The 25,102-nt window shown below is 44.9% G+C and carries 9 protein-coding genes; 6 read left to right on the top strand and 3 right to left on the bottom strand.

From position 1 onward, the window contains the following. Positions 1-1,263, bottom strand: a complete 1,263-nt coding sequence (locus QUA53_RS13745; protein ID WP_333097742.1) for a folylpolyglutamate synthase/dihydrofolate synthase family protein — start codon at positions 1,261-1,263, stop codon at positions 1-3. Positions 1,264-1,405: 142 nt separating this feature from the next. On the opposite strand from QUA53_RS13745, the gene QUA53_RS13740 reads away from it, so the two are divergent. Next, a complete protein-coding gene (locus tag QUA53_RS13740; protein WP_333222635.1) occupies positions 1,406-2,416 on the top strand; it encodes a DNA cytosine methyltransferase in 1,011 nt (336 codons plus the stop codon). 158 nt (positions 2,417-2,574) lie between these two features. Here QUA53_RS13740 and QUA53_RS13735 read toward each other — a convergent pair whose 3' ends face one another. Together QUA53_RS13735 and rsmI are read right to left on the bottom strand one after the other, a co-directional pair. After that, entirely contained in the window at positions 2,575-3,792 is a 1,218-nt protein-coding gene (locus tag QUA53_RS13735) for a glycosyltransferase (RefSeq protein WP_333097739.1), read from the bottom strand. A gap of 74 nt (positions 3,793-3,866) precedes the next feature. After that, positions 3,867-4,748: a 16S rRNA (cytidine(1402)-2'-O)-methyltransferase gene (gene rsmI, locus QUA53_RS13730; protein ID WP_333097737.1), complete on the bottom strand. Its 882-nt coding sequence runs from the start codon at positions 4,746-4,748 to the stop codon at positions 3,867-3,869. 49 nt (positions 4,749-4,797) lie between these two features. Between rsmI and QUA53_RS13725 the strand changes: the two genes are divergently transcribed. From QUA53_RS13725 to QUA53_RS13705, 5 genes are all read left to right on the top strand, one after another. After that, positions 4,798-5,655, top strand: coding sequence for a PfkB family carbohydrate kinase (locus QUA53_RS13725; RefSeq protein WP_333097735.1), 858 nt, complete (start codon positions 4,798-4,800; stop codon positions 5,653-5,655). 232 nt (positions 5,656-5,887) lie between these two features. Next, positions 5,888-7,012: a cupin-like domain-containing protein gene (locus QUA53_RS13720; RefSeq protein ID WP_333097733.1), complete on the top strand. Its 1,125-nt coding sequence runs from the start codon at positions 5,888-5,890 to the stop codon at positions 7,010-7,012. Between the two features lie 98 nt (positions 7,013-7,110). Beyond that, positions 7,111-7,989 carry an inositol monophosphatase family protein gene (locus QUA53_RS13715; RefSeq protein ID WP_333097731.1) on the top strand — a complete coding sequence of 293 codons (879 nt, stop codon included), beginning with the start codon at positions 7,111-7,113 and terminating at the stop codon, positions 7,987-7,989. 402 nt (positions 7,990-8,391) lie between these two features. Then, complete coding sequence (locus tag QUA53_RS13710) at positions 8,392-16,602, top strand: DUF4347 domain-containing protein (RefSeq protein ID WP_333248909.1); 8,211 nt, start codon at positions 8,392-8,394, stop codon at positions 16,600-16,602. A 507-nt stretch (positions 16,603-17,109) separates the two neighbouring features. Then, positions 17,110-25,102 (top strand): FG-GAP-like repeat-containing protein (locus tag QUA53_RS13705; RefSeq protein WP_333097728.1); only part of this gene is annotated, 7,993 nt, incomplete at its 3' end.

Raw genomic sequence — 25,102 nt, 5'->3', positions numbered from 1 at the left:
TTAAGCTTGGGATTGTTGTTGTTGCAGAAAATAGCCGATTAGATAAAGGGAACCGCAAAGGATTGTTAGGTTGTCACCTGTAACAGCAGCATCTAAAGCTGTTGTTAAGTCGGAGAAGGCTTGACAGAGAGTTAATTCGGGGCAGATAATTTGAGCTAGAGTGGCTAGTTCTGCGGGGGATGATGAGTTGTGATCGGGTACGGGTACTAGGTAAAGTCGATCGCCCTTTTTGAGTAATGCTTTCAAAATATCATCGCAGTCTTTAGTCGCAAGAATCCCAATTACCCAGTTAATCGGTTGGGAACTGTTAATATTATCGACATATTCGCGCAGTGCGATCGCTGCGGCGGGGTTGTGCGCGCCGTCAATTAATATATTGCGGTTTTTCCAAGTTGTCTGCTGGAGTCTTCCGGGCCATTGGGTTTTGGCGATACCGTTTTCGATGGCGGTTGGGGATATTTGCCATCCTTGGTTTTGGAGAGTTTGCAAAGTGGCGATCGCAATTGCTGAATTCATTAGTTGAATTTTTCCCAGCAGCGGCAATTGATATTTTATTTTAACCGCATTTTGATTTAACTGATATTCTGCGAATCCTTGTCCTAAATCTACTGCTGGTTTTACCCAAGTCGCCGGACAGTCTAATTCTTGAATGCGTTTTTCTACTACTATTCTAGCTGATTCTGGCAATTCTCCGATAACTGCCGGACATTTTGCTTTAAGAATTCCCGCTTTTTCCCCAGCAATATCTGCGACGGTGGGGCCGAGTATTTGCCAGTGTTCGAGACTGATAGAAGTAATGACGCTAGCGAGAGGTGTTTCGCAAACGTTAGTCGCGTCTAATCTTCCTCCTAATCCAGTTTCTATGACTGCTATATCTGCTTTTTGTTCGGCGAAATACCGCCAAGCTGCGGCGGTGATTATTTCAAATTGAGTGGGTGTTTCGGTGTTGTTTTCGGTGGCGGCGACAACTCGTTCTAGACACTGTTGCAATGCTGTTGGGGAAATCGGTTTTTGGTTGATGCAAATTCTTTCTGTCCAATCGATTAGGTGCGGGGATGTGTAGCGCCCGACTCGATAGCCTGCTTCTGTTAGTACGGAAGAGAGATAAGCGCAAACGGAACCTTTGCCATTGGTGCCTGCAATGTGGATAATGGGTACTTTTTGGTGGGGGTTATCTAGTTTTTCTAGAAGTTGTTTGATTCTTTCTAGGCCGAGGTGGATGCCGAAGTGTTGGTAAGATTGGAGGATGGATTCTGCATTCATTGAGGATGATAAATTCTGTTTGTGTGTGAATTATATTTTTTTATTAACCGCAGAGGGTGCAGAGTGAGAGAAGAAAGAAATAGATATCTAAGAAAAGAGAGGTTTATAATTGATTTATTGTATTTATTGCGGGCGAAAAAAGGTGGCTTTTGATATTATTTCTCTGTTTTCTGGTTGTGGGGGGTTGGATTTGGGTTTTCGCTTAGCTGGGTTTAATCCGGTTTGGGCGAATGAATATGATAAGTCTATTTGGGATACGTATAATTACAATCATCCTGAAACTATTTTAGATCGCAGAGATATCAGAAAAATTAAATCTGATGAAATTCCCAACTGTATTGGGATAATCGGCGGGCCTCCTTGTCAAAGTTGGAGTGAAGCCGGGGCGAAACGCGGAATTGATGACAGTCGGGGTCAACTTTTCTGGGAGTATATCAGAATTGTGCGGGACAAGCAGCCTTTGTTTTTTTTAGCTGAGAATGTTAGCGGTATCTTGGCCCCCAGAAACAAGGATGCTTTTACTTATATATTATCGCAGTTTGAGGACATCGGGTATCGGGTTTCGTACAAGTTGGTGAATGCTAGAAATTTTGGGGTTCCGCAAGATAGGCAAAGGGTGATTGTTGTTGGCTATCGGGAAACTCTGGGTTTTGGTTTTGAGTTTCCCGAACCTGGAACCGAGGTTTTGACGCTGAAAGATGCGATTTTTGATTTGCAGGCGATCGCGCCTATATCAGTTAATGGTAAATTAGATAATTATCACGATTCTGTCCCAAATCACGAATGTGCGGATTTGGGGTTTTCCAGCCTTTATATGTCGCGCAATCGAGTTAGAAGTTGGTCAGAACCTTCGTTTACAATTCAGGCAAGCGGCAGACACGCGCCTCTCCATCCTCAAGCTAGTAAAATGATTTTGGTTGGCAAAGACAAGCGCATTTTTGACCCCAATTCGCCTCAGCCTTACCGTCGGCTTTCTGTGCGAGAGTGCGCGAGAGTTCAGACTTTCCCGGATGAGTTTATTTTTAAGTACAAGTATATTGCTGATGGATACAAAATGGTCGGCAATGCTGTTCCTGTTAATTTGGCTAGAGTTTTGGCAAGTAAGATTTTTAAGGATATTGTCATAGGGTATATGGCATTAGTCTCAACTTAAGCCCACCATCTACCAGTCACTAGGAAATGAATTCCGCGGTTTTTTTAGCGAAAGTTCTCCCTATGAAAACTAATCTCAAATCCCTGGACCTCAGAAGTATTCATCTCTCTCTTCTCTGCCTCTGTGTCCTCTGCAGTTTAATCATTCCCAATTATCTGTCATTTAAATTTTGTTAACTGACCGAGATTGTGCTGTATCGCATTTGTCCCGCGAATATGAGATAGGGGAGAACCTCCGTACAGAAAGCTGTTTAAGCTAACTTGATAATTTTGCTGAACGGCTAAATCCAGCCACAAATTGTTAATAGCATCTCCCGGCTTGTAGCCGGGAATGTTGTGCTGATAGTAAGGAAAACTGTCTATACAAGTATTGAAAAAGTTTTTGCGCCCGCAATGCTTTAAATACTGATATCGCGGCTTAAATTCAGTTTGATTTTCCAATACTGTATATATAGTATCTGCGAGAGATTCTGGGTCAAATTTGGCGTAAAGACCCGCACCTTCGGGGAAAACAGGCGATTTGCCTCTGGCGTATTGGTTGAATTCTTCAAAACAAATTACTGGTACGTTGCAACTCATGGCTTCGGTAATTCCCCGGTTTTTTCCTTCGAGGAGGGAACCGAGGACGAATGCTTGGGCTCGCGAATAATATGTGGGGATTTCGCTGTAGTAGTCAACTCTCGGCACTAAGTTAATGTAGTCGGAGGGATTGGTTAAAATTTCTTCGACTTGTTGCCATTCTTCTAAGGCGTACTGGTCGAGAGTTTTCAGGTTGCTAGCATCAAATTCGTGGCCGGTGACTACAGTTAATTTAATCGGTTTTTGCGGATATTTTTGGCGGTAAATTTTTAAGGCTTTGGCTATAATTGGCAAATTTTTTTCTTCGGAAATTCGGGAGACGGCTAGCAAGTCTATGTCTTTGGCGGGGACGTTGCGCGGGGAAATTAAGTATTCGTTGATGAAGTCGGTGTCTTGCAGTGGTATGATTGGTTTGTGGGCGCGATCGGGATAAGTTTTGCGAAACCATTTATCCCGCTGCGGGTTTTTGTATAAACTGGAGTAGGCGTCAGCTATGGGGGCCCAGGAGTAGGAGATTCCGGGCGAATAGGCGAAGGATAAAAATACTGAGGAAAGTTGGGGAAATAGTTTGTTGATGAGTTCGACTGCTTCGCTGAAATAAATTCCTTTGATGAAACGCCCTTCGTAAAACAGTGGGGGAAGCAAGACGTAGAAACTGACGGTATCGAAGCGGTGGGGTTGGTCTTCAAATATCTCCCAGCTAAAGGCGTCTAAGTCTGCATAAATTTCGGCGATTGGTTTGTTGATGTGGGGGTTGCGTAAATATGGCTTTTGTCGATCGTAGTTTCCGCGTACCATATAATTCTGAGTGTGAGTATCTAGCTTTTTTTATTTAACCGCAGAGGGCGCAGAGGAGAAGAGAAGAGAGATATTCACAAGTCATCTAAGGGTTGTTCTAGCGATTCATTGTCGCCAATTGTGAGGGCGAGTTGGTAGATTTGGCGGCGGGGGAGAGATGTTTGTTGCGCTAGTTGGCGGCTGGCTTGGGAACGACTTATGCCTTCTGCAATTAATGTTTGCAATTCTGCTTTGATGGCGTCTTCGGAAAATATTGGGGCTGCTGTTTGGATGCCGGCAATTACGAGGGTAAATTCTCCCTGGGGTTCGCGATTGGTGTAAAGTGCGATCGCACTTTCCATACTACCACGCCAAAACTCTTCGTGCATTTTAGTTAACTCTCTCGCCAGCACAATCTGTCTGTCGCTTCCCAAAGTAGTTGCTAAATCTTGTAAAGTTTGCCGCAATCGGTGGGGAGATTCGTATAATATTATAGTGCGGGATTCTATTTGCAAAGCTTCTAAACTCTGTTGGCGTTCTTGACCTTTCACGGGTAAGAAACCTTCAAATACAAATCTTTCTGTGGGTAATCCTGATGCAGTTATACCAACAATGCAAGCGGTCGGGCCGGGAATCGGAATAATGTTAATATTAGCATCGGCGCAAGCTTTGACTAACTCGGAACCGGGGTCAGAAATTCCCGGCATTCCGGCATCGGTGACGAGGGCCATATCTTTGCCTAAAAGCAGTTTGTCGATGAGTTCGGGCACTCGTTGGTGTTGGTTGTGTTCGTGATAGCTGATTTGGGGCGTTTTGATTTGGAAATGGTGCAAAAGTTTGCCTGTATGGCGGGTATCTTCGGCGGCGATGAAGTCTACTGTTTGTAAAATTCGGATGGCGCGAAATGTCATGTCTTCGAGGTTGCCGATCGGGGTTCCTACGATGTAAAGTGTTCCTGTATTGGGATTTGCTTGCATTTTAAGAGTGGGATTTTTTAACCGCAGATGAACGCGGATTAACGCCGATATGAAAACGGGATTATTTTTGGGATTGGCAACTTTAGATTTAGTTTATTTGACCGAGAAGCCTCCGGGTGAAAATCAGAAAGTTGTTGCTTCTGATTGTACCATTGCTGCGGGCGGGCCCGCGGCCAATGCTGCGGTCACTTTTAGCTATTTGGGGAATGCGGCGGTATGGGCTGGTGTTTTGGGCACTCACGCGATCGCCCAATTAATTCGTGCAGACTTAGCGGAGTATAATATCAGGATAATCGATTTGGAACCCGGGCGATCGCACTCGCCGCCAGTGTCCTCGATTATTGTAACTGAAGCAACGGGCGATCGATCGGTAATTTCCATCAATGCTACGAAATCGCAAGTTGACAGTCAAACAATTAACCATGATAGTTTAACATCAGTTAATATTGTACTGGTAGACGGGCATCAAATCGCAGCCAGCAAACAAATTGCTCAACTTGCAAAGTCAAAAAACATTCCCCTTGTCCTCGACGGTGGCAGTTGGAAACCCGGATTAGAGGAAATATTGCCTTTTATAGAATGGGCCGTATGTTCGGATAACTTTCATCCGCCAGACTGCGACAATTCAGAACAAGTCTTTGCTTACCTGTCAGCGGCAGGAATTTCCCATATTGCCATCACTCGCGGCGAAAAATCAATTTTATACCTCAGCAATGACAGTTATGGCAGTATAGAAGTACCTCAACTTCAAGCCGCAGACACTTTAGGCGCTGGCGACATCTTTCACGGGGCTTTCTGTCACTACATATTGCAAAATAACTTTACCGATACTCTCACTGCAGCAGCTAAAATAGCTTCCCATTCCTGCAAAAGTTTCGGAACTCGTGCTTGGATGAATAAGGCTTAATTTTAAATAAAAATTAACCAAACTATCCGGTTAAAACCGCTCAAAGCTAGAAAAATTGAACTGGCAGCACTTGTTGAGTTAAAATCCTGACAGCAAGTTCGACAAAATTGGTGAACTTACCTCTTCTCTTCCTTCGCGGCATTAGCGCCTTCGCGGTTCGTTAACAAAATTGCTATATTAGTAAGACAAGTTAAAGTCACACAAAACACTCCCAAAACAACATACCCGAATCATGTCTGACACCCAACCCCTAACTATCACCCTTCCCCCTTTGCGGATTACCCTCACAGAACAACAGCAAGTTAACCTAGAATGGCTGACACAAAACTTGCCCAATCTACTCACTCCAAGCAAACAAGAAATTCCCGACAATATGAAACAGTGGGTGGCGGCTAATAAATTATTAAATAAACCCGACGAAGAAATCATTCAAGCCCTAGTAAATACCGGCATAAATGCGGAAACAGCCACCGCAGAAGTGAGGGAAATTTCCTCTCATCCCTACTTTCAAGCAGGAAGCCATTACGTCCAGTTATTGCAGAAATTAGAATCCCATCTCAGGATTAACAATCAATTAGCTGCATTGTCTTCCAAGTTTGGCACAATCGAACGCAAAAGCAGCCTTTCTAGAGAGTATTTTCTCGAAAATTACTACGCCAAAAATACCCCAGTAATTATTACCAATATTATGCACAACTGGAAAGCGTTGCAGTTGTGGACGCCGGAATATTTGCAGCAAAAATACGGCGATGCAGAGGTACAAATTCAAGCTAACCGCAACTCAGACCCGAATTACGAAATTAAGATAGAAAATCACAAGAAAATTGTTTTGTTCCGCAAATATGTAGAGATGGTAGTCAAGGGCGGACCTAGCAACGACTACTACATGGTTGCTAACAACAAAACTCTGGAAAGAGAGGAATTTAAGCCCCTATTCGACGACATTGAAATTTTCCCAGAATATCTAAATCCCACGGATACAAAAGGCAGAGTTTTCTTTTGGTTCGGTCCGAAAGGCACGATTACACCGCTGCACCATGACCCAGTTAATTTAATTTTAGCTCAAGTGTCTGGTCGCAAACTAATTAAATTGATTTCTCCGCAACAAACACCTCTGCTTTACAATCACGTCGGAGTTTTCAGCAAAGTTGACGGCGAGAATCCCGATTATGACAAATACCCACTTTACAGAGATGCGAAAATTATTGAAGTGATTTTGGAACCTGGAGAAGCTATCTTTATTCCTGTCGGTTGGTGGCATCATGTAAAATCATTGGAGGTTAGTATTTCGGTTTCATTTACTAATTTTGTATTTCCCAATTATTATGAATGGAAATATCCTCATATTAATTGGTAATTGCTAATGTATGGTTTTCCGGGGCGGGCACGGGGGCACCGCCCCTACAGAAATTTGCGTTAATCGGCTTTCATCTGCGGTTCACAAAAAAGAAATTTATGAAAAATCTCGAAGAAATCAGCGAAATTGCCCGATCGATCGCCTGGAGTGCATCAGATATCCTACAATCCTATTATCGGCAGGATTCCAACACTCCTAACCTCGACATCCAAGAAAAAAAAGATGGCCCCGTCACCGCCGCCGATGTCGCAGTCAATTCTTACATTCTCGACGAATTGCAGTCGGCTTTAGGGAATGCAGAATTTGGGTATCTCAGCGAGGAAACTTACAAATCTTATTTGAAAACCAACGGTCAAGTTCCCTTACCTCAAAGTTGGGTTTGGATTATTGACCCTTTGGATGGAACGCGAGATTTTATTGACAGAACAGGTGAATTTGCAGTTCACATTGCTTTAGCCTTTGAGGGAAGACCGATATTGGCAGTGGTGGCTTGGCCGCAACAGCAAAAGATTTATTACGCAATCCGCGATGCGGGTGCTTTTATGGAAAATCGGGACGGGTCTGCGGTCAAATTGCAGGTTTCGGCGCGAAATATAGTGGCAGATTTATCTATAGTAACTAGCCGCACTCACCGGGGCGATCGCTTTAATCAATTGTTACAAAAACTGCCATGTCAAAATCAACTAGCTGTCGGTAGTATCGGCTGTAAAATTGCGACAATTGTGGAACAAAAAGCTGATGTTTATATTGCTCTTTCGGGAAAGTCGGCGCCTAAAGATTGGGATTTGGCGGCGCCGGAATTGATTTTGACAGAAGCGGGCGGCCGATTTACTCGTTTTGACGGTTCTACTTTGCAATATAACCGGGGAGATGTGAGTCAGTGGGGGGGATTGTTGGCGAGTAACGGTTGCTGTCACGCTGCTTTGTGCGGGCAAGCTGAGCAGATTTTAGCGGGGATAGATGGGGGTTTGCGGTAATCAAAAGTTTAGTAGGGTGTGTTAAAAGACCGTATTTTCTGCACAACTAATTGCTGACGCACCCTAAAGTATGTATCAAAATTGCTGAGTTTGAAATTTCTGTACAATTGCACTTACGTTTCACAAATATTTGTGGTAAATCAATCTCGCATTTTTTACAGTAATAATACTTAAGTATTTTCTAGCTCTTTACCAAAATTTTAATTAACCAACTATTTTTTAAGAAAAATTTACATATTTTATGTAAAAAAACTGTTAGGGTTACGACAAAAGAGGAACACTCACCGGGTTTTTACGGAGAAAGGGTGTGTCTGTATAAATAAAAATTGATAGATAGTTTCGGACGCCAGTCACGAAAGGGCGGAATTTTTGTATTTTTTTGAAGCCCCAGTCAGGTGGATTATGCCAAATTTAAATAATCAAGTTTCTGTAAGGTCGATCGCCTTTATCGACCCTCAAGTTGAAGATTATCAAAGTTTGATTGCCGCAGTAACGCCGGGTACGGAAGTAGTCGTTTTGGATGGGCATAAAGATGCGATCGACCAAATTACTGAAATTTTAGCTCTTCGTACCAATATTGACAGCATTCACATCATTTCTCACGGCAGTCCAGGCAGCTTGCAACTCGGCGAAGGTAGCTTGAGTTTAGATGATATAGAGTGCGATCGGAATTCTCTACAGCAGTGGTTTTCGCCACGAACCGACTCAATCCCCAACAATCGACCTCACATTCTTTTGTATGGGTGCAACGTAGCAGCAGGCGAGACAGGTAAAGCATTTATAAAACGCCTGAGTGAGTTAACCGGCGCGTCGGTTGCTGCTTCCGAAAACCTCACCGGAAGTGCAGCAAAAGGCGGCGACTGGTTCCTAGAAGTAACATCAGGGAAAATAGCAACATCTTTAGCATTTCGACCAGAAGCGATCGCAGCTTACAGTCACGTCCTCAATACCTTTAGTTCTGGTGGTAACTTTAATGCGGGAAGCAGTCCATCTTTTGTTGCTGCTGCCGATTTCAATACCGATGGCATCTTAGATTTAGCTGTTGCTAACATCAGCTCGAATAGCGTTTCTATTTTACTGGGAAACGGTCAAGGAGGATTTAACTCTGGAACTGATTTGACTTCGGTATGGGGTCCTACCGCGATCGCAGTTGGAAATTTTAACGGCGATAACTTTTCCGACTTAGCGATAACTTCCACACAAGGTGTCGAATTTAGCAGCATTTATATCTTTTTAGGAGCGGGTAATGGCAACTTTAACAGTCCGGGATTTTTGAGTGCGAGCGATTACCCTAGTGCGATCGCTGTCGGCAATTTTAATGCTGATGATTTACCCGACCTTGCCGTTACTCATGCTTATGCACCTGAAGGCCATGTTGCCATTTACCTGGGAACGGGACAAGGCAATTTTCCCACTCCTGTTACTGTGAATGTCGGGCCAAGTCCCAGTGCGATCGCTGCGGGAGATTTTAACGGCGACAATTTCTTCGATCTCGCCGTCGCCAATCAAAATTCTAATAATCTTACCATCTTATCGGCAAATGGTCAAGGTAGTTTTGGCAATCCGACTAATATTAATGTCGGTCAAAGTCCGAGTGCGATCGCACTCGGAGATTTTAACGGCGACAATTTTCTCGATATCGCGGTAGCCAACAGCGGTTCTAATAACGTTTCAATTTTATTGGGAACAGGAAATGGCAGTTTTGGCATTCCGACCAATATTAATGTTGGCTTAAACCCAAGTGCGATTAAAATTGGCGATTTTAATGGCGACAGCAGACTAGATTTAGCTGTTAGCAACAGCGGTGCTAATAACGTTTCAATTTTGGCGGGAAATGGAACTGGCGGTTTTAGCAGTGCGACCAACTTTAGCGTCGGAACAAATCCGAGTTCTCTGGCGATCGCAAATTTCAATGCGGACGACAGACTCGATATCGCAGTTGCTAACAGAGGTTCTAATAATGTTTCAGTTCTCTTGAATTCACCGAACACAATTAATTTCGGTGCGGCTACTTTCAGCGGAACTGAAGGGGATGCAGATACAGTGGTTAATATCCCCGTCACTATCAGCGGCGGCACTCCGTTTGGTGATGTAATTGTACCAATTGCGATCGACCCCAACACCAGCGCTACCCAAAATTCTGACTACACCCTATCGCCGACTTCCCTAACTTTCCCCGCAAGTGGAACAAGTACAGAACAAAATATTCCAGTCGCGATCAAACCTGACAATCTCCCTGAAAACGATGAAACGGCCATCCTCAACTTGGGCGCAATCACCGATGGCATTGCAGGTACAACCAAACAAACGACACTAACTATTGCAGCAAACGGTACTGTTTCTTATGCCATTGCCGCCGATACTGCAAGCATTGCCGAAGGTAATAGCGGCACAAAACCTCTGACTTTCACCGCCACTCGCAGCGGCAACACAGGCGGGGCAAGTAGCGTCAATTATGCGATCGCCGGAACTGCTACAAATAGCAGCGATTACAACAACATCGGCGGCACTTCAGGCGCAACTGCTGCTACTGGCACAATTAATTTTGCCGCCGATGAAACATCCAAAACCATTACTCTCGATGTATTAGGCGACACCCTAGTTGAACCCGATGAAACCATAGCCGTCACCCTGTCCAATCCCACCAGTCCGGGCGTAACACCAACCATTACCACTGCTAGTGCTACCACAACTATTACTAATGATGACAAAGCTGGCTTTACTATTAACCCAACAGCATTAACTACAAATGAAGTTGGTGGCACTGCTACCTTCACAGTCAAACTCAATTCTCAACCCACTGCTGACGTTACCATCGGTTTGAGGAGTGACAATGTTGCAGAAGGAACAGTTTCAACGGAGAGCTTAACTTTCACTACTGCTAACTACAATCAACCGCAAACAATAACGATAAGTGGTGTTGACGATTTAGTAGCTGATGGCCCTCTACCTTACAACATTGTCACGGCTGCTGCTGTGAGTACCGATGTTAATTACAATAACCTCGATCCTGAAGATGTCACCGTCACCAACAGTGACAATGAAACTCCGGGAATTACGGTGAATCCGACGGCGGGATTAACTACTGGTGAAGATGGCACTCCTGCTAACTTTACTGTGGTTCTGAATACTCAGCCAACTGCTGACGTTACCATCGGTTTGAGCAGTGACAATGTTGCAGAAGGAACTGTTTCCCCTGCTAGCATAACTTTCACTCCGGCTAACTGGAATACAGCGCTACCAATAACAGTAACCGGGGTTAATGATAGCATTGTTGACGGCGATATTGGCTACCAAATACTCACGGCTGCTGCTGTTAGTACAGATGGGAATTATAACAACCGAGATGTAGCGGATGTTAGCATTACCAATAAGGACAATGATACCGCTGGTATTTCTATTACTCCCACGGCAACAATTGCTACAGAAGGCGGGGCGAATGGCAGTTATGGCATCCAATTAACGTCGCAGCCGATCGCGCCTGTAACGATCTATCTCACAACAGGTAATCAGATTCAGGCGATCGCGCCTCTGACTTTCAATGCAGATAATTGGAATGTCGTTCAACCCGTTACGGTGAAAGCTGTTGACGATACAATTGTGGAAGGGGCGCACAGCGGCAATATTACTTATAATGTGAGTAGCACTGATGCTAAGTATAATGGGATTGGGGTTCCAGGGGTGACAGTGGCGATCGCAGATAACGACACTGCACCGACACCGCCGACACCGACACCAACGCCAGTTATAGTCGAGCCACCGACACCGCCGACACCGACACCAACGCCAGTTATAGTCGAGCCGCCGACACCGACACCGCCGACACCGACACCAACGCCTGTCATAGTCGAGCCGCCGACACCGACACCGCCGACACCAACGCCAGTCATAGTCGAGCCGCCGACACCGACACCAACACCAGTCATAGTTGAGCCGCCGACACCGCCGACACCGACACCAACGCCAGTCATAGTTGAGCCGCCGACACCGCCGATACCGCCGACACCGCCTGCTGGTATCATCAACACACAGAATAATTGGTGCGGTTTAGAAGCTGGATTGAACAAACTTGAAAACATCCTTGACGACCAGCTAAACACAATTAAACTACCGATCGTTGGTTCCCTCAAGAACATTGCCCCGAATTTTATTGACAGCTTCAAAAATAAGCTAGTCGATGCGGTTAAAAATGGGGTAAATCAAACTACCGATCAGTTAGAAACTACTCTGGGCAATGTACTTGGATCTGATTTCAACGTCAAAGTCTATCGCAATTCTACTCAAGATGAAAGCACTTTACTAATTACACTGGGTAAAGCATATCAAACCGATGCTAATTTAGCCCAAAATTTAGGGGTGCCGAGATTAGGTTTGACTACGGATGGGAAAGCTAAATCAACAGCAAATTTTGATTTGGCGATCGCTGTGGGCGTCCATAAAGATTTTGGTTGCTTCATAGATACCGACAAAACCAAGCTTACAGCTAATTTTGACGCCGGAATAGATGACAACTCTAAGGCACAAGCTAATTTAGGCGTTTTACAACTTGACCTGAATAATAATCTTCAAAATCCCACTAAAGCTGAGGCTAAATTAGCAGTCAATTTGAAGGATTTGGATAATTTGGGAGGTGCGAATGATGGCTCTCGCTTAACTCTCTCAGAACTTGGCGGTAACTATCAGTTATCAGACTTGTTTAATTCTACCTTAACTGCTAATGCTAATCTCGGTCTGCAAGCTAAAACTAGCATTAACAACAATCCTGCTTTTCCTTCCTTAAGTTTTGACCTAGGCGCTAATTGGCAGGCGATTAATTATACCAACGGTCAATTAACTGCACCGCAAAAGCCAACAGTTAATATCGATAACGTCTCTTTTAACTGGGGGCAAACATTACAAGGGTTGGAAAGAAGTTTGACTCAGCTTCAAGACAGTCTCAATCAAAATTTAATGGAAGTTAAACTTCCAATCTTAGGAAAATTGAAAGACGTAATTCCCGGCAATTCTAGTGCTTTAAATTTCCTTAATACCTTCAAAGAGACTGCAATAAATGAGTTGAAGTTAGTCAGCGAGCGTACTCTCAGTTCAACCCTCACTTCTCTTGTCCAAGATTCGCTAGATGGCAATTTCAATTCCGAAGCATTAGGTGCAAAATTAACTTCTCAATTTACCCAAAAATTTTCTGAACAAATTGCCAACAACCTGCAAGCAGAATTAACCAAATATTTCCCTCCCAACAAGTCTGTATTTGGTTTCTCTGTGCCTCGTTTAAAAGTCATTGGCAAAGGAACTCCAGACGACATTAATCTACAAATTTTCCTAGACCAAAACTATAAATTTCCAGATGTTAACCTTTCTGGAGACTTAGGAATTCCAGCACTAGGTTTGGATGTAAATGGCAAAGCACAATCCAAACTTGAGGGTAACTTATCATTAGGATTTGGCATCAATCAAGATTTTGGTTTCTATGTTGACACCACTCAAACCAAACTGGACGCAAATGTAGAAGCTGGTCTAGATAATAATTTCAATGCCAAAGGTAAATTAGGCTTTTTCCAAATTGACCTTGCCAACGATAAGGACAGTCCTACCAAAGCTGAAGCAAAATTTGCCGTCAAATTAAAAGATTTAGATAATTTGGGAGGTGCAAATGACGGCGATCGCCTAACTTTCCCAGAACTTACTAGCAACTATCAGTTGTCAGACTTATTGAACCCTACCTTAAATAGTAGTGCTAATCTCGGTCTGCAAGCCAAAACTAGCATTAACGGCAATCCGGCTATCCCATCCTTTGACTTCGACATCGGAGTTAATTGGCCGATCGTCAACTACGCTAACGGTGAATTAACCGGGCCGCAAACTCCAACGGTAAACTTCGATAATGTCAAACTTAACTTGGGAACATTTGTCAGTAACTTTGCTAAACCAATTGTCGGCAAAATCTCAGAAATTGTCAAGCCCTTCAAACCAGTTGTTGACTTCTTGAATGCTGATACTAAATTAGTGTCTAAAATTGGTCTTGGCAAGTTTTTTGACCAAAATAAAGATGGCAAAGTTACTCTTGTAGACATAGCAGGAACATTGTTAGGCAAAAAAATTGATACTCGCTTCTTAGATGGCCTTAAAAACATTGACAATCTCAGTCAGTTAGCCAACCAAATTTCAACCAATAATAGTGGATTATTCCTTGACTTAGGTTCTTATAGACTAGGAAAGTTTGATGCTACAAATCCCAATTCTACCACTAAAAATGCTGTGCTTGTCTCTAAGAGTCGTCCTGCCAACGCCAACCAACAAATAAACTCAAAAACAGGAGGCAAAGTCAAGAAGTTTTTGAATGATTTTACAGGAATTGAAGGTCTAGACATACCCCTATTAACTAAGCCAATTAATGCAGTTAATTTGCTATTAGGGAAACCGGATGTCAACCTTTTTACCTATGATATGCCCAAACTAGGGTTTGACTTCAACATCGACAAAACCTTTCCCATCTGGGGACCAATCAGCGGACTTTTAGAAGGAAAATTTAGTGCATCTGCTGATCTAGGATTTGGATACGATACCTACGGACTTCAACAGTGGAAAAATGCTGGGTTCGATTCGCGATCGGCTATTAAAGTTTTGGATGGATTTTATGTGAGCGATCGCGAAACTGCTAACGGCATAGGACAAGATGTTGACGAACTCAAACTTAAAGCTAGTATTGCTGCTGGATTTGGACTAGATGTGGTAGTTGCTTCTGGTTATTTAAAAGGAGGAATTGAGGGAAATGTAGGTATTGATTTGGTAGACAAAGGAGAAAATAACGGCACAAGCGATGGGAAAATTAGAGCCTCTGAAATCTCTGAACGCATCAGCAAACCTTCGCAACTCTTTGATATAAACGGTCAAATTAATGCTTCTTTAGGTGCTAAAGTTAAAGTAGGAGTTTGGAGATTTAAAAAAACAGTCTACGATGAAAATTTTGCTACTTTTAAACTAGCTGATTTCAGTCTGGGATCTAGTTCTAGCAAAAATGGCAGCGGTATTAACGGTTACATGGCAGGGGCCACAGTCTTCTTCGATGCCAACTTTAATGAAGTCAAAGATGACAACGAAGCGTTCTCAATTACTAACACAGATGGCAGCTTTGACTTAGATGTCTCTCTTGACAAGTTCGACAAAAATAATAGTGGCGACCTCGAACCAGAAGAAGGCAAAATTGTACTGATAGACGGCATCAATACCTCTACTGATTTGCCGCAGCAAACGCCCCTATTTGCCACACCCGATGCTACAGTAGTTACTCCCTTGACTACCCTATTGACCGAGTTGATCGAGCAAGGTACTGACTTAAATCAGGCGCAAATTCAGGTAAAATCTGCACTGGGAGTGTCGTCAGAAATTGACTTGACTAGCTATGACCCGTTACAGGAAATTACTCAAAACGATCCCAATGGATTAAGTGTTTATGCAACACACGCTCAGGTACAAAATACCATTGTTTTAGTCACAGGTTTAATTAGCGGTGCTTCAACTACCGCGAAAAATGAGATTGCCTCTAGCGTAATTTCCGCCGTTGCCAATCAAATTAAATCTGGCACTCTCGATTTAAGCAATTCCACACAATTGCAAGCGATTATTCAGTCGGCGGCGAGTCAACTGCAAGTACCGCAACTATCTAGTATTGCTTCGGATGCTGCCCAAATTATTGCCGAGGGAAATCAGCGAATAAAGGCGATCGCCTCCAGCAACTCCTCGCCATCAGATGCCGCGACAGAAATCGCCCGCATACAAAAAGTCGCACAAGGAGAAGTAGCCCAAGATTTACTGCAAGTCGCAGCCGGAAATAAGACGATTCAGTCGGCGATTTCCGAAAATACTGGTGCATCTCTAAATACCCAAATTCAGTCGGCGACAGCTAACAACCCAACAGTCCGTAATACTTTAGATACTGATGACTCTAGCCCACCATCTACAGCCGATGAACCCTTCCCAGAAAGCGGTATTGAATTCGTTAAAGATGGGGGAAATACTACCGAAAGCACAGATGGCAATGATACCATTACTGGCAGTGCTAGCGATGATATATTGCGCGGTAAAAAAGGAAATGACTTGCTCTTTAGTCTTGATGGGAATGACTGGATTAATGGCAATCAAGGCAACGATTTGACCGAGGGCGGTACGGGTGACGATACCCTCTACGGCGGAAAGGGTTTTGATATCTTGACAGGAGGCGCCGGCAGTGACTTTATTTCTGGCAATCGAGGTGAAGATATTCTAATTGGTGAAAAAGCCGACGATACCCTCTACGGCGGTCAAGGCAATGATATTCTGCTAGGAGGTGAGGGTAACGATTTCCTCAGTGGCGATTTGGGCGATGATACCTTAGTAGGGGACGTAGGCAGCGATCGCTTCTTATTATCTACCAATTCTGGTATTGATACAATCGATGACTTTGAAGTCGGTAAGGACTTATTAGTATTGGGTAATGGGTTGAGTTTCTCGCAATTGGCAATTGTCCAAGATAGCGGTGCAACTTTAATCAAGTTTGCACAAACAGGGGAGATTTTAGCTTCTCTGGGTGGTGTTTCTGCTAGCAGTATCAGTGCCGTTAATTTCGGATTGATTTAAGAAAGATGTGGGTTAAAGCACTGATGCTATCAGAGTTTGAAGTAAGTCTGCGCGTGCGAAGCTATCCCGTAGGGAATCGCTCTTAAATATTCTAACGAATAACTTGTAGGGACGGGTTTTACGAGAAATAATTGCCTAAAACCCATAATCTCGTAAACCCACCCCCACCCTTGCCCGAAAGTCCGCCAGGGGTTGAAACGACGAACGACCCAACCCGATCGCACATATGTATCAAAAATCCTGCTCTTAATATTTCAGTCTCATTACACTTGCGATTGAATTCTTTTTGTGTTATAAAAGCCACCTCGCGATCGCTCACCCGTAATATTACTTAATAGAATTCCTCAACTTTATCAAAACTTTAATTAAATAGGGATTTATAAAGAAAAATTTATAGAGATTTTCTCAAAAAACAGTTATGGTTACTACTACCTTGAGAAAGAGTTTCGGAGGCCAGTCGCGAAACAGGGAAATCATGGTGTTTTTTTAGCTATTAGTAGGTGCAGTATGCCAAATTTAAATAATCAAGTTTCACCAAGTGTGATCGCCTTTATCGATCCGAAAGTAGAAAACTATCAAAGTTTGATCGCTGGGGTAAAACCGGGTACGGAAGTAGTGGTTTTGGATGGGAACCGGGATGCGATCGACCAAATTACTCAAATTTTAGCTCTTCGTACCAATATTGACAGCATTCACATCGTTTCTCACGGTGCTCCCGGCAGCTTGCAACTCGGCGACGTTCGCTTTAGTTTAGATGATATAGAGTGCGATCGGAATTCTCTACAGCAGTGGTTTTCGCCACAAACCGACTCACTCAGCAAAAATCGACCTAATATCCTCCTCTACGGGTGCTGTGTAGCAGCAGGCGAGACAGGAAAAGCATTTGTCAAACGCTTGAGTGAGTTAACCGGGGCGTCGGTTGCGGCTTCCCAAAACCTCACGGGAAGCGTAGCCAAAGGCGGCGACTGGGAATTAGAAGTGAGAACCGGGAAAATAGAAACGCCGCTGGTATTTGGACCCGAAGTGTTAGCAGGTTACGAGTATGTTTTGAATAGTTTTGGTGCGGCCACAAATATTGGTACAGGGGCAAATCCTGTCTTCGTCGGTGTCGGTGATTTTAACGGCGACCTAAAAGAGGACTTAGCTGTGGCGGACAGTGGCGCTGCCGACAATTACAGCGCTGCTGACACATCAATTCTGTTAGGAGATCGCACGGGTAGCTTTGGCACTGTTACTCGATTCCCACTACCATCTGGGGCACATACTCTCGCTGTCGCTAAATTTAATAATACAGATATCTATGACGACTTGGTTGTAGATAATGGCGCTGGTTCTCTATCAATGTTTTTTGGGAGTAACAGTGGCTTGGGTTCTCCCGTCAATGTATCTTTCGGATCGGGGATTTCCCCTAAATACATTGCTGCGGCAGATTTTAATGGTGACGGCCGGGCAGACTTAGCTTTAGCTAGTTATCGCGCCACGGGTTCCCCCAATACTAATGGTGTCGTCTCAATTCTATTGCAGAATATTGATGGCACTTTTGCACCTCCTCAAAACTTTTTGGTAGTAAAATATCCTGAATCTATTGCCGTTGCTGACTTTAATATCGACGGCAAACAAGACTTGGCTGTGACGAGCAGTATGCCAAATAGTTCTAACAGCGTTTCAATTTTACTGAACGATGGTAGTGGGAGTTTTGGCGCTGCCAATAATATTACAGTGGGGTCGCGGCCATATTCTCTGGCTGTGGGGAAGTTTAACAATAATGACGACTTCCCCGACTTGGCTGTGACGAACTTTGAGTCTAACAGCATCTCAATTCTCCTCGGAAATGGTGGTGGGGGCTTTACTACTACGGAAATTCCAGTGGGATCGAGTCCCAGTTTTGTCACCGTTGCGGATCTCAACGTTGACTCCAAGCAAGACTTGGCTGTCGTGAAAAATGGCAAGGTTTCAATTCTGTTGGGGAATGGCGACGGCACATTTACCCAGACTGCTGATTTAGATGCGGGATCGACTCCTACTGCTGTTGCTGTGAAGCATTTGAAGGAGGACGGTTCACCTGAGTTAGACGGGAAGGGTTTGCCTGATTTAGACGGGAACGGTTTGCCTGATTTAGCGGTGACAAACTTTTCTTCAAACAACGTTTCTGTTTTCCTAAACAAACCAAATACAGTCAATTTCGGGGCTGCAACTTACAGCGCTACTGAAGGATCTGCGGATACAGTAATTCCCGTTACTCTCAGCGGTGGCACTCCTTTAAACAATGTAGTTGTACCAATTGTCATCGACCCCAGCAGCACAGCCACCGAAAATTCAGACTACACCTTTTCGCCTACTACTATTACTTTCCCCGCCGGTACTGCTACTCTCACCCAGAATGTTGCAGTCACGATCAAACCCGACAATCTCCCGGAAAACGCCGAAACCGCAATCCTCAACTTTGGCACAATCACCGGAGGCATTGCCGGTACAACCAAACAAACAACATTAAATATTGCAGCCAACGGTACTGTTTCTTATGCCATCGCCGCTGGTACTGCCAGCCTTCCTGAAGGCAATAGCGGCACAAAACCTCTGACTTTCACCGCCACTCGCAGCGGCAACACAGGCGGGGCAAGTAGCGTCAATTATACGATCGCCGGCACAGCTACAAACGTCAGCGATTACAACAACATCGGTGGCACTTCAGGGGCAACTACCCCTACCGGCACAATTAATTTTGCCGCTGATGAAACATCTAAAACCATTACTCTGGATGTATTAGGCGACACCCTAGCTGAACCCGACGAAACCATAGCCGTCACCCTTTCAAGTCCCACAAGCCCAGGCGTAACACCGACAATTACCATTGCTACCGCTACCACAACTATTACTAATGATGACAAAGCTGGCTTTACTATTAACCCAACAGCATTAACTACAAGTGAAGTAGTCGGTGGCACTGCTACCTTCACTGTCAAACTCAACTCTCAACCCACTGCTGATGTTAAGCTCGGTTTGAGCAGTTCTAATCCAACCGAAGGAACAGTTTCAACTAATAGCTTAACTTTCACTCCTGCTAACTACAATCAACCGCAAACAATAACAGTGAGTGGTGTTGACGATTTAGTAGCTGATGGCCCTCAACCTTACAAAATTGTCACGGCTGCTGCTGTGAGCACCGATGTTAATTACAATAACGTCGATCCTGAAGATGTCACCGTCACCAACAGTGACAATGAAACTCCGGGAATTACAGTGAATCCGACGGCGGGATTAACTACTGGCGAAGATGGCACTCCTGCTAAGTTTACTGTGGTTCTAAATACTCAACCAACTGCTGATGTGACTATCGGTTTGACCAGTGACAATGTTGCGGAGGGAACTGTTTCCCCTGCTAGCATAACTTTCACTCCGGCTAACTGGAATACAGCGCAGCCGGTGACAGTAAAAGGGGTTAACGATAGCATTGTTGACGGCAATATTGACTACAAAATTATCACAGCGCTTGCTGTTAGCACCGATCCGAATTATAAGCTAGAGGCAGCGGATGTTAGCATTACCAATAAAGACGATGATACGGCTGGTATTTCTATTAGTCCCACGCAAACAACTGCTACAGAAGGCGCGACGGGCAGTTATGCGATCAAGTTAACGTCTGAGCCGAAGCTCCCTGTTACCATTAACTTTACTGGAATTGAAATAGATGCGATCGCGCCTGTTATCTTGGACAGCACTAACTGGGATAAAGGGGTAACAATCACTTTCACTGCTACCGACGACAGCAAAGCCGAAGGTCCGCACAGCGGTAAGATAGCTCACCGTGTTAGCAGTTCAGACCCTAAGTATAGCGGCACGGCAATTGCAATTCAGGATGTAAATGTAACTATTACCGACAACGACACAGCAGGTGTGATCATTACACCTACGAGCACAACTGCTACAGAAGGCGGTGCGACGGGCAGTTATACAGTCAAGCTCAACAGCCAACCGAATGCACCTGTTAAGCTCATCTTAGATACAGGCAGTCAAATCAAGGCGATTTCTACGATTAATTTCGATAGCAGTGACTGGAATGTTCCCCACGAAGTCACAGTCACTGCTATCGACGATAGCAAAGCCGAAGGCACGCACACGGGTAAGATTTCTCACCGTGTTGACAGTGCGGACACTAAGTATAGCAGCACAGCAGTTCAGGATGTAAATGTAGCGATTACCGACAACGACACAGCAGATGTGATCATTACACCTACGAGTACAACTGCTACAGAAGGCGGTGCGACGGGCAGTTATACAGTCAAGCTCAACAGCGAACCCAATGAACCTGTTAACCTCATCTTCAATACAGGCAGTCAAATCAAGGCGATTTCTACGATTAATTTCGACAGCAGTACCTGGAATGCTCCCCGAACAGTCACAGTCACCGCTACGGACGATCGCATAGCCGAAGGTACTCACAGCGGCAAGATAGGTCACGCTGTTATGAGTTTAGACCCTAATTATAGTGGCACGGCAATTCAGGATGTAAATGTAGCGATTACCGACAACGACACAGCAAGTGTGATCATTACACCTACGAGTACAACTGCTACAGAAGACGGCGCGACGGGCAGTTATACAGTCAAGCTCAACAGCCAACCGAATGCAGACGTTAAGCTCAACTTCGATACAGGCAGTCAAATTAATCCGATTTCTGAGATTAATTTCAACAGCAGTACCTGGGATAGGGGGACAAAAATCACTGTCACCGCTACCGACGATAGCATAGCCGAAGGTACTCACAGCGGCAAGATAGGTCACACTGTTATCAGTTCAGACCCTAACTATAGCGGGACGGCAGTTCAGGATGTAAATGTAGGCATTACCGACAACGACACAGCAGGTGTGAGTATTTCACCTACGAGTACCACTGCTACAGAAGGCGGTGCGACGGGCAGTTATACAGTCAAGCTCAACACTCAACCGAAAGCAGATGTTAAGCTCAGCTTCCAGACAGGCAGTCAAATTAATCCGATTTCTGAGATTACTTTCAACAGCACTAACTGGGAGAAAGGGGAAACAGTCACTGTCACCGCTACCGACGATCTCAAAACCGAAGGCGCACACACTGGCACGATCGCTCACACTCTTACCAGCACAGACCCTAACTATAACGGTCAGACGGTTCAGGATGTAAATGTAGCGATTACCGACAACGAAAAAGCAGGTGTTACCATTGCACCTACGAGTACAAGTGCTATAGAAGGCGGTGCAACGGGCAGTTATACAGTCCAGCTCAACAGCCAACCGAGCGCACCTGTTAGCCTCAGCTTCAATACAGGCAGTCAAATTAATCCAGTTTCTGCGATTAATTTCAACAGCACTAACTGGAATATCCCGCAAACAGTCACTGTCACCGCTACCGACGATAGCAAAGCCGAAGGCGCACACACTGGCACGATCGCTCACATCCTTACCAGTACAGACCCTAACTATAGCGGGACGGCTGTTCAGGATGTAAAAGTACAGATTGCCGATAACGACGCAGCATATGTGCTCATTACACCTACGAGTACAACTGCTACAGAAGGTGGCGCGAATGGCAATTATGACATCAAATTAACGTCGCAGCCGATCGCCCCGGTAACTATCAAATTCACAACAGATCAGCAGATAGCGGCGATCGCTCCTCTCACTTTCACTCCAGATAATTGGAATGTCCCTCAAAACGTTACAGTGAAGGCGGTTGACGATACGATTGTGGAAGGCGCGCACAGCGCTAATATTGTTCACTATGTATCGAGTTCTGATACCAGATATAACACAGCTCTAATGGCGACGGTAGCGATCGCCGATAACGACACCGGACCGCTACTTGGTATTCCCACGGTAAAATTTTCCCAAGCTACTTACCAAGTCAATGAAAGTCCCACAGGAGTTCAGAAACAAATTACTCTCACTCGCACTGGGACTGCGGAGGCTCTAAACAAAATTTCCAAGGTGGACATACAACCTGTTACTGGTGGTTCAGCGACTGAGGGAACAGATTGGAAGTTTGCCTCCAGTGACTCTGGTCAAGTCACCGTCACCTTTAACCCAGGCCAAGCTACTCAAACTTTCACAATTAACATTTTGCCGGATACTCAAGGTGAGGGAACAGAAGAAATCGCGTTTCGGATCGCTAGTGCGGATAATGCCAATATTGGCACTCAAAGCTCTACCACCTTGCAAATTTTTGATGCTGACAGACTTTTCACCGACACGAAGGCTCCGATATCTGCTCAGCCCACAGCCATCTGGGGAGACTACAACAATGATGGCAAACTAGATATCCTCGGAAACAGCCAAATCTACGACAACACCGGAACCTACGACAACAACGGCCAAAAGTTGAGCGAATATGGCTTTAGGGAATTTTATGGAAGAGGCTTGCCAGGTCAGAATTCAGTCTGGGCAGATTACAACAATGACGGGCGACTGGATACCTCGCTGACCAATACCAAGAGCGACAACACTTCCAGCTACAAAATCTACGCCAGTGATCCGGGCTTTAACTTTGGCGATAACCCAGAAAATATAGTGCTACGTGACCTTCTCCCCTCTCGAATTTTTAGCTCGAGTTGGGCAGATTACAACAATGACGGGCGTCCCGATTTGTTGCTAAATACGACAGGTAATTACCCCGATTACCCACTCGCCACCACGCTCTACCGCAACACAGCTCCAAACAACAATATGTATCAAGACCGCTTTCAAGACAGCAAAGCACGTCTCGATACTGGCGAACCACTATTTTCTACTAGCGAAATAGCTGGTGCTACCAGTTCTGGGGTTTGGGCAGATTTTGACAATGATGGCAAACTCGATGTTCTGATCCGGGTAAGGGAGTCACAACAGACTCAATCAGGGTGGCCAAGGCAAAAAGCCAAACTCTACCGCAACTTGGGCGATGGCGTTTTTAAAGACACAAACGTATCATTGCCTGGTTTAGGTTCAGAATTCCCTCGCTTTGGCGCCAGAGTTGATGATATGGCCTGGGGAGACTACGACAACGACGGCAAACTTGATATTTTGCTCACGGGGGCGATCGACGGCGCGAATGGTTCAGGCCAGCTTTTCACCAAAGTCTACCGCAACACAACCAGTACCAATGGGTCAGCCAGCTTTGAAGACATAGGTGCACAGATACCTGGTTTGAGTCAAGCTAAAGCTGCTTGGGGAGACTACGACAATGACGGCAAATTGGATATCCTGCTCACTGGTTGGAAGCAACAAGATTTCCAAAGTCCAGGAACAAGCGTCACCAAAGTCTATCGCAACACGGGCAATGGCTTTACCGACAGCGGGGCACAAATCGACAGTGGCGCAAAGCCTGGTGCTACTAACCCATCATCCACAACTGCTTGGGGTGACTTTGACAAGGATGGCAAATTGGATATCCTGCTTGCAGGTAGTTCAAGTAACAGTGACTCCTTTACCAAAGTCTTCCGCAACAACACCCCTAATGCAAACACTCCTCCCACTGCACCCCCAGGGCTGAAGGCTGAGTCGGCTGGTCGAAATGTCACTTTTAAATGGAACAAAGCAACTGACCTTCAAACTCCTGCTGATGGTTTAAGCTACAACCTGCAAGTTAAGACTTCCGACGGTAAGTATATTCTTTCCCCGATGTCTCTGTGGGACGGCACTCGACAAATTGTTGGGTTGGGGAATGTTAGTCAAAACACCCAGTGGCAACTTAAAAACTTACCTCGCGGGGAATATAACTGGGGGGTGCAAGCAATTGATAATGCTTGGGCAGGTTCCCCCTTTGCCTTCGGAGGGAGTTTTACGGTTGAGAACAGCCCGCCAGAAGAGCAAATTCACCTGGGTTCCAAGCCCACTGAGTTTAACCAACCTATCAAAAATGTATACACTGATCCTGATGGCGACCAGATTAATTACCAGTTAACTCTACCTGATGGCAGTTCTTTATACAGTGGCTCAAACACTAGCTGGCTTGGGCTTCAATTCAACTCCTCGGAAAACACCATCACATTTACCGGAACTCCCCCAAGCGGTTCGCAACCCTTCAAGGTGAAATTAACAGCTACAGACAATTACGGTGGCCGTAGCGAACAGACTTTCACAGTAACAACGAAAAATGGGCGCTGGGTGATTGATGGTTATATCTCCGGTGCAACTGTGTTCTTAGATGCCAACAAAAACGCCGTCCTCGATACCAACGAACCATCAACCACAACCGATACAGGCGGTAAATTCAATCTCAATATCCCCTTCGAGACATTCGACACCAACAAAAACGGAGAAATCGACCCATCAGAAGGTAATCTAGTAGCCATAGGAGGCATTGACACCGCCACCGGCTTACCCCTAGAAACACCAGTCACCGCACCACCAGATTCTAGTGTAGTCACCCTCCTAACCACCTTAATCGCCGACTTAATAGACAAAGGAATTGAACCAGAATCAGCCCAATCTTTAGTTAAAGCCGCCCTTTCTCTCCCCGCTGATGTTGACCTGACTAGCTTAGACCCTA

The organism is Microcoleus sp. Pol12B3 (assembly GCF_036701355.1).
Classification (GTDB): domain Bacteria; phylum Cyanobacteriota; class Cyanobacteriia; order Cyanobacteriales; family Microcoleaceae; genus Microcoleus.
The sequence above is the reverse complement of the archived record's forward strand: the minus strand, read 5'-3'. Positions and strand labels throughout refer to the sequence as shown.

What these genes read in the sequence shown, in the direction of transcription:
- QUA53_RS13745 (WP_333097742.1), bottom strand. Translation starts at nt 1,263, where the DNA reads ATGAATGCAGAATCCATCCTCCAATCTTACCAACACTTCGGCATCCAC.
- QUA53_RS13735 (WP_333097739.1), bottom strand. Translation starts at nt 3,792, where the DNA reads ATGGTACGCGGAAACTACGATCGACAAAAGCCATATTTACGCAACCCC.
- rsmI (WP_333097737.1), bottom strand. Translation starts at nt 4,748, where the DNA reads ATGCAAGCAAATCCCAATACAGGAACACTTTACATCGTAGGAACCCCG.
- QUA53_RS13725 (WP_333097735.1), top strand. Translation starts at nt 4,798, where the DNA reads ATGAAAACGGGATTATTTTTGGGATTGGCAACTTTAGATTTAGTTTAT.
- QUA53_RS13720 (WP_333097733.1), top strand. Translation starts at nt 5,888, where the DNA reads ATGTCTGACACCCAACCCCTAACTATCACCCTTCCCCCTTTGCGGATT.
- QUA53_RS13715 (WP_333097731.1), top strand. Translation starts at nt 7,111, where the DNA reads ATGAAAAATCTCGAAGAAATCAGCGAAATTGCCCGATCGATCGCCTGG.
- QUA53_RS13710 (WP_333248909.1), top strand. Translation starts at nt 8,392, where the DNA reads ATGCCAAATTTAAATAATCAAGTTTCTGTAAGGTCGATCGCCTTTATC.